12 protein-coding genes are annotated in these 13444 nt (G+C 63.0%); 6 read left to right on the top strand and 6 right to left on the bottom strand.

The annotated features are described in order from the left end of the window. Positions 1–109: 109 nt before the first annotated feature. Both KY379_RS22145 and KY379_RS22150 read right to left on the bottom strand, forming a co-directional pair. Positions 110–1747 (bottom strand): phosphoethanolamine transferase, encoded by a 1638-nt coding sequence (locus tag KY379_RS22145; RefSeq protein ID WP_133328402.1) that lies wholly within the window; start codon positions 1745–1747, stop codon positions 110–112. Positions 1748–1899: 152 nt separating this feature from the next. Further along, positions 1900–2265 (bottom strand): 5-carboxymethyl-2-hydroxymuconate Delta-isomerase, encoded by a 366-nt coding sequence (locus KY379_RS22150; protein WP_133327995.1) that lies wholly within the window; start codon positions 2263–2265, stop codon positions 1900–1902. A gap of 117 nt (positions 2266–2382) precedes the next feature. Between KY379_RS22150 and KY379_RS22155 the strand changes: the two genes are divergently transcribed. Next, positions 2383–2619: a YdcH family protein gene (locus KY379_RS22155; protein ID WP_133327993.1), complete on the top strand. Its 237-nt coding sequence runs from the start codon at positions 2383–2385 to the stop codon at positions 2617–2619. Positions 2620–2679: 60 nt separating this feature from the next. Here the strand turns inward: KY379_RS22155 and KY379_RS22160 are convergent, their stop codons facing one another. Continuing rightward, positions 2680–3861, bottom strand: a complete 1182-nt coding sequence (locus tag KY379_RS22160) for a trans-sulfuration enzyme family protein (protein ID WP_133327991.1) — start codon at positions 3859–3861, stop codon at positions 2680–2682. A 114-nt stretch (positions 3862–3975) separates the two neighbouring features. On the opposite strand from KY379_RS22160, the gene KY379_RS22165 reads away from it, so the two are divergent. Continuing rightward, on the top strand, positions 3976–4437 hold the full coding sequence (locus KY379_RS22165; protein WP_133327989.1) for an Lrp/AsnC family transcriptional regulator: 462 nt from the start codon (positions 3976–3978) through the stop codon (positions 4435–4437). An 82-nt stretch (positions 4438–4519) separates the two neighbouring features. On the opposite strand, the gene KY379_RS22170 is transcribed toward KY379_RS22165, so the two are convergent. Beyond that, positions 4520–6850 carry an FdhF/YdeP family oxidoreductase gene (locus KY379_RS22170; protein WP_261241443.1) on the bottom strand — a complete coding sequence of 777 codons (2331 nt, stop codon included), beginning with the start codon at positions 6848–6850 and terminating at the stop codon, positions 4520–4522. A gap of 284 nt (positions 6851–7134) precedes the next feature. On the opposite strand from KY379_RS22170, the gene moaA reads away from it, so the two are divergent. Together moaA and KY379_RS22180 are read left to right on the top strand one after the other, a co-directional pair. Further along, positions 7135–8139 carry a GTP 3',8-cyclase MoaA gene (moaA, locus tag KY379_RS22175; RefSeq protein WP_133327985.1) on the top strand — a complete coding sequence of 335 codons (1005 nt, stop codon included), beginning with the start codon at positions 7135–7137 and terminating at the stop codon, positions 8137–8139. Between the two features lie 20 nt (positions 8140–8159). Then, positions 8160–9059 carry a bestrophin family protein gene (locus tag KY379_RS22180; RefSeq protein ID WP_261241444.1) on the top strand — a complete coding sequence of 300 codons (900 nt, stop codon included), beginning with the start codon at positions 8160–8162 and terminating at the stop codon, positions 9057–9059. A gap of 45 nt (positions 9060–9104) precedes the next feature. Here KY379_RS22180 and moaB read toward each other — a convergent pair whose 3' ends face one another. Beyond that, positions 9105–9644, bottom strand: a complete 540-nt coding sequence (gene moaB / locus KY379_RS22185) for a molybdenum cofactor biosynthesis protein B (protein WP_133327981.1) — start codon at positions 9642–9644, stop codon at positions 9105–9107. Positions 9645–9784: 140 nt separating this feature from the next. On the opposite strand from moaB, the gene KY379_RS22190 reads away from it, so the two are divergent. Then, positions 9785–10672: a LysR family transcriptional regulator gene (locus KY379_RS22190; protein WP_133327979.1), complete on the top strand. Its 888-nt coding sequence runs from the start codon at positions 9785–9787 to the stop codon at positions 10670–10672. On the opposite strand, the gene KY379_RS22195 is transcribed toward KY379_RS22190, so the two are convergent. Beyond that, positions 10660–11442 carry an AraC family transcriptional regulator gene (locus tag KY379_RS22195; RefSeq protein ID WP_261241445.1) on the bottom strand — a complete coding sequence of 261 codons (783 nt, stop codon included), beginning with the start codon at positions 11440–11442 and terminating at the stop codon, positions 10660–10662. The genes KY379_RS22190 and KY379_RS22195 overlap by 13 nt on opposite strands. A gap of 378 nt (positions 11443–11820) precedes the next feature. Here KY379_RS22195 and KY379_RS22200 point away from each other — a divergent pair, with 378 nt between their 5' ends. Next, complete coding sequence (locus KY379_RS22200; RefSeq protein WP_261241446.1) at positions 11821–13434, top strand: APC family permease; 1614 nt, start codon at positions 11821–11823, stop codon at positions 13432–13434. The last annotated feature ends 10 nt before the right edge of the window (positions 13435–13444 follow it).

Consider the following 13444-nt stretch of genomic DNA (forward strand, 5'->3'; position numbering starts at 1 on the left):
ACTATCATTGGCGCGCAGTATATACGGCGCAGCCACTGCGGGTGAAACCTGCGCCATCCCTTGCTTCGATAAACGGCATCCCTGCAGGCGGATGCCCCGCCCCGACACCTCAGCGATCGGCCGCCAGCCATGGCCGGCAACTGGCGAACATGTCCAACGAACGCTGGTAGACCTCGGTGCGCACCTGCAACAGCCCGAGCATCGAATGGAACAGGTTGTCCTGGGACAACGGCGCATCGCTCAGGCGAGCCAGGCAGCCGGTGTCCAGACCGAAGTCCTGTTGGTAACTGTCGGAAAACCAGGTCAACAGTGGCACATGCTTCTGCTGTTCCGGGGCCATCATGTAGGGGGTGCCGTGCAGGTACAGGTTGTACTCCCCCAGCGACTCGCCGTGGTCGGACAGGTAGATCATCGCCGTGTCGACCTTGTCCTGGTGACCGCGCAAGGTATCGATCAGCTTGGCCAGGAAGCTGTCGGTATAGGCCAGGGTATCGTCGTAGGCGTTGACGATCTCGTCCTGGCTGCACTGATCCAAGGCATTGCTGCGGCAGACCGGGGTGAACGGCTCGGCGCCAGCGGGATAGCGCTTGTAGTACTCGGGGCCATGGCTACCCATCTGGTGCAGCACCAGCACGGTGTCTTTGTCGAGGTTGTCGATCAATTCGCCCAAGCCCTGCAGGAGGATTTCGTCGTGGCACTCGCCGTCGCCGCACAGCGCCGGGTCCTTGAGGTTGCTGACATCGATGAACTGCACCCGGTCGCAGGTGCCCTTGCAACCGGACTGGTTGTCCCGCCACTGCACGGCCAGGCCGGCACGCTGGAGAATGTCGAGCAGGCCCTCGCGGTTCTTGGCCACCCGGGCGTCATAGTCCTTGCGACCCATGCCGGAGAACATGCAAGGCACCGATACAGCGGTCTCGGTGCCGCAGGAATGGACATCGGTGAATGCCAGCAGGCCTTGCTCCTGGGCCAGTTTGGGCGTGGTGTTGCGGGCATAGCCGAGCACGCCGAAGTTTTCCGCCCGCGCACTTTCACCCACCACCAGAACCGTCAACGACTTGCGTTCGTGGCGTTGCCAGGCGGCGTCGCGCCGGGCGTCCTCGCCATAGGCCTGGAACGGCCGGGCCGCCGTGCCCACGCGCTCGCTGACATAACTGAACGATGCACCGACGATGTTGCTGGGGGTGAGCATCAGGCGCAGTTCATGGTGATTGCGCAACAACGACGACAGCCCTTGATAGTTCACCAACGCCACTGCCCCCAGCGCGACCACGCAGGACGCGCTCACCACCAGCTTGCCCAGCAGCTCGCGGTGCCAGGCGCGGTAAGCGATAGGCGCCTTCCACAGCAACACCGAAGGCAATACACCGAGCAGCAGGATATAGGCGAAGAACTTGAATGATAATAAGTCCCGAACTTCCGCAACATTGGTTTCGGCAATATTGCGGAACATACCGGAATCAATCAGCACGCCGTATTGATTCATGAAATAAGCCACACCCGCGCCACTCATGAACAATAGGATCAGCACCGGCTTCAACACATATCGGAATGCCAATAAAGTGAGGATAAGGTTGAACGCGAACAGCATCATCACGGCGAACGCCAGGCTCAACCAGAGTCCGGTCAACCCGGCAGGCACGACCTGTTCCAAGTGTTGCCACAAGAACACGTTGAAGCCAATCAGCAGGTAAAGACTGGCCAACAGCGTGACCCATTCAGTCCGCAGGGATTTGAATTTGTGCATGGACATTCGCATTCGAGAGTGATTATCAACCCACGGAAAAACACGCACCGCGGAAAGTTGGGCGAACTCTAGAAAGCGTGCCATCAATATTTCGTGAAAAAGACGCCAACAAATTCGTGAGTGGCGTCTGGGTTGGATTAAATGTCGTTCATTCAGCCGGGCAGGCGCAGCTTGACGTAGCTGTCGCGGTCCATGTCGAGGACCTCGACGCACAGTTGCAGGTCCAGACCGGCCTGCGCCGGAATCGCCTCACGCAGCACGTCGAGCAGCCCCTCGGAGAGTTGTTTCTTCAGCGCCGGCGAACGCCCGCTGAGAATGGCCAGCCGCACATGAGCGAAGGCCCGCTGGACGGGCGCAGTGCCTACGCGAAACTGGCTGAAGGCTTGGGCGCGGCTCTTGATGTCCGCTTCATCGGCGAACTGGCCGCTGCCGACCAGGGCATGGTTCAGGCGTAACAGCAGAACGTCGACGTTCAGTTCGGGCAGGTTGTCGCTGTATTCCAGGTTCAGGTGGGGCATGGCGCGGGTTCCAGGCTCTGGGAGATGCGACAGCCTACCCCAGTCCCCCAGCTGCGCAAAGACGGCTATCCTCAAAGGTCAGGACACCTACCGACAACCCCTGACAGAGGTGAAGAAATGCCAGTTCCGCATGATTTGCTCGCTGACCTGCACGTTACCGCTGACCAGTTCCAGGCACTGATCGACAAGGACCCATCGCTGCATTTGCTGCACAAGGAATACAACGCCAAGGACAAGGAGGTGGTGGCCGCCGAAGGCAATGGCACCAGCGACGAAGCCGTCAATCGTCTGCGCAAGGAGCGGCTGCTGATCAAGGACAAGATCGAACGCATCATTCATCCGCCGAAGTCCTGATGGTCCTTCATTGAATTCACCGGTCCCCTCGCCCGCTTGCCGGCGAGGGGACCCACAGCTTCATCCTGCTACCGAAGCCTTGAGCGCCCCGTCCAGGTCCTCGATCAGATCCCGATAATCCTCGATCCCCACCGACAGCCGCAGCAGGTTCTCGCTGATGCCCATGGTCTGCTTCTGCGCCGGGCTCAGCGACACGTGCGACATGCTCCAGGAGTGGTTGATCATGCTCTCCACCCCGCCCAACGAATCGGCCAGGACGAAGATCTGCAGCGCCTCGACCAGGCGGTTGAGTGCCGCCCGATCGCCCTTGACCTTCATCGCCACGACCGCCCCGCCGCTGCGCATCTGCCGCTTGCACAAGGCATGCTGCGGGTGGCTCGGCAGCCCTGGGTAGTACACCTGCTCGATCTGCGCATGACCTTCGAGGAAGCGTGCGACCTCCAGGGCATTGGCGCACTGGCGCTCCATGCGCACGTCAAGAGTCTTCAGCCCGCGTAAGGCCAGGTAGCAATCGAACGGCCCCTGCACCGCCCCCACTGCCATGCTGATACGGCGCAGACGGGCCAGCAGCGCGTCGTTGGCCGCGACCACCACGCCGCCGGTCAGGTCGGAATGACCGCCGATGTACTTGCTCGCCGAATGCATCACCAGGTCCACGCCCAAGCTGATTGGGCGCTGGTTCCAGGGCGAGCAGAAGGTGTTGTCGATGCACGTGAGAATGGAGCGGGCGCGCGCCAGGTCGCACACAGCCTTGATGTCGACCAGGTGCAGCAGCGGATTGGTCGGCGACTCGATCCAGATCAGTTGGGTTTCCGGCCTGATGGCGGCAGCGATGGCGTCGAGGTCATTGAGGTCGACATAGGTGGTAGTCAGGCCCGACGTGCGCCCACGGAAGTCTTCGAGGATGCGGAAGGTGCCGCCGTACACGCCGTTCATCACCACCACGTGGGCGTCCTTGGGCAGCAACTCGAGCACCGTGGCGGTGGCATTCACGCCCGAGGCGCAGGCCACCGCGCCAACGCCTTCCTCGAGTGACGCCACGCAGGTTTCATACGCATGCCGCGTAGGGTTGCCGACGCGGCTGTAGGAGTATTCCGGGCGATCGTCCAGGCCACGCTTGATGAACGAACTGGCGGTCACGATGGCAGGGAAGATCGCGTTGTCGGCGACGCTGAACTGCTCGCCGGCGTGAATGGTGCGGGTGGCGAACTGGCGCGGCTTGTCGGACATGGTCGGGCCCATTGGCAGGAGTGGATGTACAACTATCGCACACGCACGGGGCAGCGGGCCGGTGGAGGATATTTTTCTCCCGCTGGAGTAACCTGAAGAATATCTTTGCGACGACCAGCCCTCTCCATGGACCGTTTTGACCAGCACATCCTGACCCTGCTGCAGCGCGACGCTTCCCTTTCGCTCAAAGAACTGGCCGAGGCGGTCAACCTGTCCACCACGCCCTGCTGGAAGCGGGTCAAGCGCCTGGAGGAAGACGGCTACATTCTCGGCCGCGTGGCCTTGCTCGACCCGGCACGACTGGGCCTGGGCCTGACCGTGTTCGTCCAGCTCAAGACCCAGCGCCACGACAATGCCTGGCTGGAGCAGTTCGCCACGACGGTGCGCGGCTTCGAGGAAGTCATGGAGTTCTACCGTATGTCCGGCGACTGGGACTACATGCTGCGGGTGGTGGTGAGCGACATCGCCGCCTACGACCGCTTCTACAAGAAACTGATCACCAGCACTGAAGGGCTTTCCAACATCACCTCCAGTTTTGCCATGGAACAGATGAAATACACCACGGCGTTGCCGGTGCACCGGTCTTGAGCGGCGTTGAATGCTTCGCGGGTGAACCCGCGCCTCCCGGCAACGCAGGGTTTCCGGGAGGCGCGGCGGCCCGGGCAGCCGATCAATCAGCCGCCAGCACCGCCTCGATTCGATTCCCGACCTTGGCCTTCTCCAAGCGAATCGCCACGAACTTGGAAGTTGGCGTGTAGGTCCCGTCGCCATAGCTGTCCAGGGGCACCAGCGGGTTGGTCTCGGGATAGTAGGCCGCTGCCTGTCCGTCGGGAATGTCATAGGGCACCAGGCGGAAGCCCGACACCCGCCGCTCGACGCCATCCTCCCACAGCGACACCAGGTCCACATGCTCGCCCGGCTCGAAGCCCAGCCGGCGGATGTCCGCCTCGCTGACGAATACCACTTCACGCAGACCGAACACTCCACGGTAACGGTCGTCGAGGCCATACAGGGTGGTGTTGTACTGGTCATGTGAACGCATGGTCTGCAGGATCAGGTCCGGTTTGTCGCCGCGCGCCAGTACCTGGGCATTGACCAGTTCCTCGGGCAAGGCATGGGGCATGAAGCGGGCCTTGCCGGTGGCGGTGCGCCAGCTGCGTTCGGCGGCACTGTTGCCCAGATGGAAACCACCGGGATGTTGCAGACGCTGGTTGAAATCGCTGAAGCCTGGAATGACGTCGGCGATCATGTCGCGAATGCGGTCATAATCCGCCACCGCATATTCCCAGTCGATCGGCTGGTTACCCAGCGTGGCCTTGGCCATACCGGCAATGATCCAGGGCTCAGAGCGCATGTGCGCCGAACGCGGGCGCAGTTGCCCGTTGGAGATATGCACCATGCTGAACGTGTCTTCCACCGTCACCCCCTGCGCCCCTTCGGCCTGCAGGTCGATCTCGGTACGGCCCAGACATGGCAGGATCAACGCATCGCGGCCGGTGACCAGGTGCGAGCGGTTGAGTTTGGTGGAAATCTGCACGGTCAGCGCGCAGTTGCGCAGCGCCGCATGGGTTCGCGGGGTGTCCGGCGTGGCCTGGGCGAAGTTGCCGCCCAGACCGATGAAGACCTTGGCCCGCCCCTCCTCCATGGCCTTGATCGCCAATACCGCGTTATGCCCGTGGGCACGCGGCACACGGAACTGGAAGCGCTGCTCCAGGGCATCGAGCAGCGCCGCCTTGGGCTTCTCGTCGATGCCCATGGTGCGGTCGCCCTGCACGTTGCTGTGGCCGCGCACCGGTGACAGACCAGCCCCAGGCTTGCCGACGTTGCCGCGCAGCAACTGCAGGTTGACGATTTCCTGCACGGTCGGTACCGAATGGCGATGCTGGGTGACGCCCATGGCCCAGCACATGATGACGCGCTCGGCCTTGCGGTACATGCGCGCGGCCAGCTCGATCTCGGCCAGGGTCAGGCCCGACTGCTTGACGATATGCGCCCACGGGGTGGCATCCACCGCCGCCAGATAAGCATCGACGCCCGAGGTATGCTCAGCGATGAAGGCATGGTCGAACACTGCCGGCTCGCCCTTGGCCTGGGCCTCGCGCTCCCATTGCAAGAGGAACTTGGCCATGCCGCGCAGGGCCGCCATGTCGCCGCCAAGGGCCGGGCGGAAGTAAGCGCTGGTGGTCGGCTCGGAGCCGTTGCTGAGCATCTCCAGGGGATGCTGGGGGTGCTGGAAGCGCTCCAGGCCACGCTCCTTGAGCGGGTTGAAGCACACCACCTGAGCCCCGCGCTTGACCGCCTCGCGCAGGGGTTCGAGCATGCGTGGGTGGTTGGTGCCTGGGTTCTGACCGATGACGAAGATCGCGTCGGCCAGTTCCAGATCATGGAACACCACCGTGCCTTTGCCGACGCCGAGGGTTTCCGCCATGCCGGCACCGCTGGCCTCATGGCACATGTTCGAGCAGTCGGGGAAATTGTTGGTGCCATAGGCGCGCACGAACAACTGGTAGAGGAACGCGGCCTCGTTGCTGGCACGCCCGGAGGTGTAGAACTCGGCTTCGTCGGGCGAGTCGAGCGCGCGCAGATGGCCGGCGATCAGCTCGAATGCCTCTTGCCAGGAAGTCTCGACGTAGTGATCGGTGGCCGCGTCGTAACGCATCGGGTGGGTGAGACGACCCTGGTATTCGAGCCAGTAGTCGGTCTGGTCGCGCAGCGCGCTGACGCTGTACTTGGCGAAGAACGCCGGGTCCACCGAGCGACCGGTGGCTTCCCAGTTGACGGCTTTGGCGCCGTTCTCGCAGAACTTGACCATGTCGCTTTCCGGCGATTCGCCCCAGGCGCAGCCGGGGCAGTCGAAGCCACCGTTCTGGTTGGTCTTGAGCATGGCCCGCAGGTTCTTGAAGGCATTGTCGCTGCCCAGCCAGCTCTTGGTCACGCTCTTGAGTGCGCCCCAGCCGGCGGCAGGGCCCTTGTAGTCCCTGATGTGTTGGTCCTGGCTCATACGGTGGTGTCCTCACGCTCGGTGCTTTTATTCAGCCTATTGAGCGCGGGTGGAGGCCGTCCAATCGAAATACCTTACGGCGTGATAGGCGGTTTCGATCATGGGTTTTCAAAGTTTGTCATGGCATTTTCAGGGCCTGAGCGACCGAGCGCCGCCCAGGCGCTGCAAATCCTGCCTCAATCGATAGACGCCATTGATCAAGCAGTCGGAGAAAGCAATTTGACGGGTGTGGCCACAGGTTATAGCTTGGACCCAATGGTCCTGACCCCTACTCGAGCGAACACGTGGAACAGAACAGTGGCGCCCTGATCGACGGTTTCAACCGGAAAATCGACTACCTGCGGATGTCGGTCACGGATCGTTGCGACTTTCGCTGCGTCTACTGCATGGCCGAGGACATGCAGTTTCTGCCGCGCCAACAGATTCTCAGCCTCGAAGAACTGTTCCAAGTGGCCGAACGCTTCGTCGCCCTGGGCACCCGCAAGATCCGCCTGACCGGGGGCGAGCCCTTGGTGCGCCAGGGCATCGTCGATCTCTGTCAACGTATCGCCGCCCTACCGGGTCTGCGCGAACTGTGCATGACCAGCAATGGCTCGCAGCTCGACCGCCTGGCCCAGCCGCTGTTCGATGCCGGCCTCTCGCGCCTGAACATCAGTCTCGACAGCCTCGATGCCGAACGCTTCAAGCAGTTGACCCGCACCGGCGACCTCCACCAGGTGATCGCCGGCATCGACGCCGCTCGCCGCGCCGGCTTCCAGCGCACCAAACTCAACTGCGTGGTGCTCAAGGGCCGCAACGACCATGAACTGGTCGATCTGGTGCGCTTTGCCATCGACCGCGAACTGGACATCACCTTCATCGAAGAGATGCCCCTGGGTGTGATCAGCGAACATGAGCGCGGCGAGTCGTTCTGCTCCAGCGACGATGTTCGGGCGCGCCTGGCCGAGCAGTTCACCCTGATCGAATCGACCGAGTCTTCGCAAGGTCCGGCCCGTTACTGGCGGCTGGCCGAAGCCCCGCACATCCGCGTCGGCTTCATCTCACCGCACAGCCATAATTTCTGCGCCACCTGCAACCGCGTGCGCCTGACCGTCGAAGGCCGGCTCCTGCTGTGCCTGGGCAACGAACATTCGATGGACCTCAAGCAGGTATTGCGGGCCCACCCAGGCGATGCCGAGCGGCTGGACAACGCCATCCGCGACTCCCTGCACCTCAAGCCCTACCGTCACCACTTCGAAGTCGGTGGCGACGTGCAGATCCTGCGCTTCATGAACATGACCGGCGGCTGACCGGCTGCCTCTGGAACACCATGATCGTCCACCCCCGCCCCGATGTGCTGCGCGTGCTGTTCACCCTCAAGGGGTCCATCGTCAAGCGCATCGCCCTGCGCTGTCTGATGATCACCTTGCTCGCCGCGCTGATCGTGCTGGTCGAGCGGCATTTCCCGGCATTCTTCTACCCGGTCAGCGCCACGCCGTTCACCTTGCTCGGGCTGTCGCTCTCGATCTTCATGAGCTTTCGCAACAACGCCTGCTACGACCGTTGGTGGGAAGGACGCAAGGCCTGGGGACAATTGATCATCGAAGTGCGCTCGTTCGCCCGCGAAAGCGTGGCGATCGCCGACCCACAGCAACGCCAGACGATACTGCGCGCCTTGTGCGGCTTTGCCCATGCGCTCAACGCACGCCTGCGTGGCGAGGACGAGCTGGCCGTGGCCCGGCCCTGGCTGGCCGAACCCTCTGCAGTCGGTCCGCACAATGTCTGCGACGGCATCCTGCGCGACGTCGGCGCGCAGTGCTCGCGATTGGCCGAACAACAGTTGATCAGCGAATGGCGCTACACCCTGCTGGAACAACGCCTGGTGGGACTATCCCAGGTTCAGGCGACGTGCGAGCGGATCAAAGGCACGCCATTGCCGTTTCCTTACACCCTGCTGCTGCACCGCACCATTTACATCTTCTGCCTGCTGCTGCCCTTCGCCCTGGCCGAGCCGCTCGGCTGGCTGGCGCCGCTGTTCACCACCATCGTCGGTTATACCTTCTTCGGGCTCGACGCCATCGGCAATGAGCTGGAGGACCCGTTCGGGCGAGACGAGAACGACCTGCCGACCGATGCCATGGTGCGCACCGTCGAACGGGATGTGCTGTCGGCGTTGGGAGAGGCGGCGCTGCCGCCGGCCTTGCAGCCGGTGGAGTATGTGTTGAGCTGAGCGGCGGCCCTTTCGCGGGCTTGCCCGCGAAAGGGCCGCTGCAATTCAACCCCGGCTGCCACAGGCTCCGATGGGCTTCAAGTGCTTGACGAAATTGCAAGGCCGATGCCGCGCATCAAGCTGTTCCGCAAGGATTCCTTCCCAGGCCGTGCGGCAGGCCCCGGTCGAGCCGGGCAGGCAGCACACCAGGGTGCCGTTGGCCATGCCAGCCAATGCCCGGCTCTGCACGGTGGAACTGCCGATATCGAGAATCGACAAGGCTCGAAACAGCTCGCCGAACCCATCGATACGTCGATCCAGCAAGCACTCCACCGCCTCCGGCGTGCTGTCGCGCCCCGTGAAACCGGTGCCACCGGTGATCAGCACGACCTGCACCTGGTCATCGGCAATCCAGGTAGCGACCTGGGCGCGGATCTTGTAGAGATCATCCTTGAGCAGCGCGCGCGCCACCAGGCGGTGGCCGACTTCCAGCGAGCGGCTGGCCAGCAGTTCACCGGAAGTGTCGTTGTCGTAGGTACGGGTGTCGCTGACGGTCAGCACGGCGATGTTGAGCGGTACGAAGACCGCATCAGGTTGGACGCGCACGGTGGAACTCCTTCAAGGGCATTGTCGCCACGCTAGGCCGATGGCCATGGGGCGTCCAATCGATATGACGTACCGACCGATCAATGACATCTATCGCAGAGCTGGGTTAAGGTCTGCACAACCAGACGCCAGGCATCTCCATGGACATCAAGCAGCTCAAGTTCCTCATCGCCCTCGACCAGACCCGCCACTTCGGCCAGGCCGCGGCGCTGTGCCACATCACCCAGCCGACGCTGTCGATGCGCCTGCGCAACCTGGAGGATGAACTGGACCTGGTACTGGTCAAGCGCGGCCAGCGCTTCGAGGGCTTCACCGAGGCCGGCGAGCGCATCCTGGCCTGGGCCCGCACCCTCCTCGCAGCCCACGATGGCCTGCAGGCCGAGGCCGCCAGCTGTCGTGGCCAGGTGGTCGGCAGCCTGCGCCTGGGCACGGTGCCGCTGGCCAGTTTCAATCCGATGCACCTGCTGTTGCCGCTGCGCGAAAAATACCCCGAATTGCAGTTTCAGCTCAGCTCCCACAGTACCGAACAGATCATTGATGGCCTGAGCCGCAATCAGCTCGACCTGGGTATCTGCTACCTCGACCAGGTCAATGCCAGCTTCTTCGAAGTGATCGAACTGGGTACCACCACCATGGGCCTGTTGCACGACACCCGGCACTTCTCCTTCGAGCAGGAGCAACTGCAATGGAACACCCTGACCGACATCCCGCTGGGGTTGCTGAGCAAGGGCATGCACTACCGGCAATCACTGGACCTGAGTTTCCGTAGCCGGGGTCTGGAGCCACTTGCCGTGCTCGAAAGCGACTCCAGCTTCCAGCTGATCCAGGCCATCACCACCGGCGTCTGCTGCGCGGTGATGCCGTTGGACTGTGGTCTCGAAGACCTCAGCGAGCACCTGCGCATCATCCCCATTGCCGATGCCAGCATTCATAGCCAGGTCGGCCTGCTGTTGCGCCGCAGCGAGCCGCGTTCAGCCATCGCCGAGCAGTGTTTCGCCGAAGCCCGTACGCTGTTTCAGCCCGACTGATCGGCGGTCGCCTGGCGGTACTGGCGTGGCGTGAACCCGGTCAACTGCTTGAACTGACGGCTGAAGGCACTGTGGTCGGTGTAGCCGCAGCGCAGCGCCACCTCGGTGATCGGCAGGTCCGAGTGCAGAAGTCGATGGGCGTGCTCCAGGCGCGCCTTGTGGATCATCTGCCGAGGCGTGAGGTGAAACACCCGCTTGCAGTAGCGCTCCAGCTGAGCCACGGAGATTCCGGCGATACGCGTCAATTCGCCCATGCTGATCGGCTGGTGGAAGTGTTGGCGGATGTGCTCGTCCACCGCGGCCAGGCGCTGGTACGCCGGGTGACTGTCGGCGGCTGACTGCAGATCGACCGAGATACCTACCAAGCCAATGATCTCTCCTGCCGGGTCGCGCAGCGGTCGTTTGTGGGTGAGGCACCAGCCGGCCTCACGGCTGCCGTACAGGTGCAGTTCGAGCTGGTCCTCCAGTACCCGCCCCTCTTCCAACACTCGACGGTCCTGCTCGGTGTAACCAGGACCCAGCTGCGCCGGAAACACCTCGGCACTGGTCTTGCCCAGCAAGGGCTGCAGACGCTTGAGACCACAGCGCTGGACCAGGGTGGTGTTGGCCAGCACATAGCGGGCCTCGGCATCCTTGATGAAGATGGCCGCATTGGGGATGGCATCGAGGATCGGCAAGAGCAACGACACGCTGGCCAGCAACGCCTCCAGCGTGGTGGGACGCAGATGGTCGAGGGACTGGTACAGGTTTGCCAACGGGGGGTTGGTCATCAGCTTCATCTCGGGTGGCTGTCCCGGCCTATTCGCGGGCAAGCCCGCTCCCACAGGTACAACGCATTCTTCAAAGCCTGTAGAGATCCTGTGGGAGCGGGCTTGCCCGCGAATAGGCCGGCACTAGGTATAGATCACTCAAACCCTTGCACGGTATGCCCTCCAGCCTATCTACCTACTCCCCCCAACCGCCAGTGTTTTTCGCAATTGTGCCGATTTCGTCACGCCCCCTGCCGAAAACCATCAAGAACACTGCCCCCTTGTCGGTTCACTCTATGCCCCACGCAAGCCGCCCAACACCGACAAGAGCGCGGCGCAGCAAACCGCAAAACGTGACATCAGACCTGCCTATCCAATAACCAACAAAAAGGCGAACCCATGTCAGGCAAATTCAAGAAACAGCTGTCATTGCTCGACCTCACCTTCATCGGCCTCGGCGCCATCTTCGGCTCCGGCTGGCTGTTCGCCGCCAGCCACGTCTCGGCCATCGCCGGTCCGGCGGGTATCCTTTCCTGGTTCCTCGGCGGTTTCGCCGTGCTGTTGCTGGGCATCGTCTATTGCGAGCTCGGTGCAGCCCTGCCGCGTGCCGGTGGCGTAGTGCGTTACCCGGTATATTCGCACGGGCCGCTGCTCGGCTACCTGATGGGCTTCATCACCCTGATCGCCTTCTCCAGTCTGATCGCCATCGAAGTGGTCGCCTCGCGCCAGTACGCCGCAGCCTGGTTCCCCGGGCTGACCAAGGCTGGCTCCAGCGACCCAACCGTGCTCGGCTGGCTGGTGCAATTCGCCTTGCTGGGACTGTTCTTCTTCCTCAACTACCGCAGCGTGAAGACCTTCGCCAAGGCCAACAACCTGGTCAGCGTGTTCAAGTTCATCGTGCCGTTGCTGGTGATCGGCGTGCTGTTCACCTTCTTCAAGCCGGAAAACTTCACGGTCCAGGGCTTTGCCCCGTTCGGCCTGTCCGGCGTGGAAATGGCCGTGTCGGCCGGCGGCATCATCTTCGCCTACCTGGGCCTGACACCGATCATCTCGGTGGCCAGTGAGGTCAAGAACCCGCAACGCACCATTCCCATCGCGCTGATTCTCTCGGTACTGCTGTCCACCGCGATCTATGCCTTGCTGCAGTTGGCCTTCCTCGGCAGCGTACCGACCGAAATGCTCGCCAATGGCTGGGCGTCGGTGACCAAGGAGCTGGCCCTGCCTTACCGCGACATCGCCCTCGCCCTAGGCGTGGGTTGGTTGGCCTATCTGGTGGTGGCCGACGCGGTGATCTCGCCCAGCGGCTGCGGCAACATCTACATGAATGCTACCCCGCGCGTGGTGTATGGCTGGGCGCAGACCGGAACCTTCTTCAAGTACTTCACCCGCATCGATGCACAGTCGGGCATTCCGCGTCCGGCGCTGTGGCTGACCTTTGCCCTGGCGGTGTTCTGGACCCTGCCGTTCCCGTCCTGGGAAGCGCTGATCAACGTGGTCTCCGCCGCCCTGGTGCTGAGCTATGCCGTGGCCCCGGTCAGCGTCGCCGCACTGCGCCGCAACGCGCCCGACATGCCTCGCCCGTTCCGGGTCATGGGCATGGGTGTGCTGGGCCCGCTGTCGTTCATCATCGCTGCGCTGATCGTCTACTGGTCCGGCTGGAACACCGTGTCGTGGCTGCTGGCCCTGCAGATCCTGATGTTCGTGCTGTACCTGCTGTGCGCTCGCTTCGTGCCGACCCAACACCTGTCGCTGGCCCAGCAGGTGCGCTCGTCGGCCTGGCTGATCGGCTTCTACGCCGTGACCATCCTGCTCTCCTGGCTGGGCAGCTTCGGCGGCCTGGGCATTCTCGGCCACCCGTTCGACACCCTGGCCGTGGCGGCCTGTGCCTTGGCCATCTACTACTGGGGCGCGGCGACAGGCGTGCCGGCACACCTGGTGCGCCTGGAGGGCGAAGATGAAAGCGAAGCCTCCAGTGACACCTATGCCGGCCGCCCCGCCACCGCTGCCTCCTGATTCTTCATTC

It is taken from the genome of Pseudomonas sp. HD6422 (assembly GCF_025377065.1).
GTDB classification, from domain to species: Bacteria; Pseudomonadota; Gammaproteobacteria; order Pseudomonadales; family Pseudomonadaceae; genus Aquipseudomonas; species Aquipseudomonas putida_U.

Excerpts from the sequence above, each read along its gene's own strand:
- KY379_RS22160 (WP_133327991.1), bottom strand. The coding sequence starts at position 3,861 with ATGGGCCCGACCATGTCCGACAAGCCGCGCCAGTTCGCCACCCGCACC.
- KY379_RS22150 (WP_133327995.1), bottom strand. The coding sequence starts at position 2,265 with ATGCCCCACCTGAACCTGGAATACAGCGACAACCTGCCCGAACTGAAC.
- KY379_RS22195 (WP_261241445.1), bottom strand. The coding sequence starts at position 11,442 with ATGACCAACCCCCCGTTGGCAAACCTGTACCAGTCCCTCGACCATCTG.
- KY379_RS22145 (WP_133328402.1), bottom strand. The coding sequence starts at position 1,747 with ATGCACAAATTCAAATCCCTGCGGACTGAATGGGTCACGCTGTTGGCC.
- KY379_RS22165 (WP_133327989.1), top strand. The coding sequence starts at position 3,976 with ATGGACCGTTTTGACCAGCACATCCTGACCCTGCTGCAGCGCGACGCT.
- KY379_RS22170 (WP_261241443.1), bottom strand. The coding sequence starts at position 6,850 with ATGAGCCAGGACCAACACATCAGGGACTACAAGGGCCCTGCCGCCGGC.
- KY379_RS22180 (WP_261241444.1), top strand. The coding sequence starts at position 8,160 with ATGATCGTCCACCCCCGCCCCGATGTGCTGCGCGTGCTGTTCACCCTC.
- KY379_RS22200 (WP_261241446.1), top strand. The coding sequence starts at position 11,821 with ATGTCAGGCAAATTCAAGAAACAGCTGTCATTGCTCGACCTCACCTTC.
- KY379_RS22155 (WP_133327993.1), top strand. The coding sequence starts at position 2,383 with ATGCCAGTTCCGCATGATTTGCTCGCTGACCTGCACGTTACCGCTGAC.
- KY379_RS22190 (WP_133327979.1), top strand. The coding sequence starts at position 9,785 with ATGGACATCAAGCAGCTCAAGTTCCTCATCGCCCTCGACCAGACCCGC.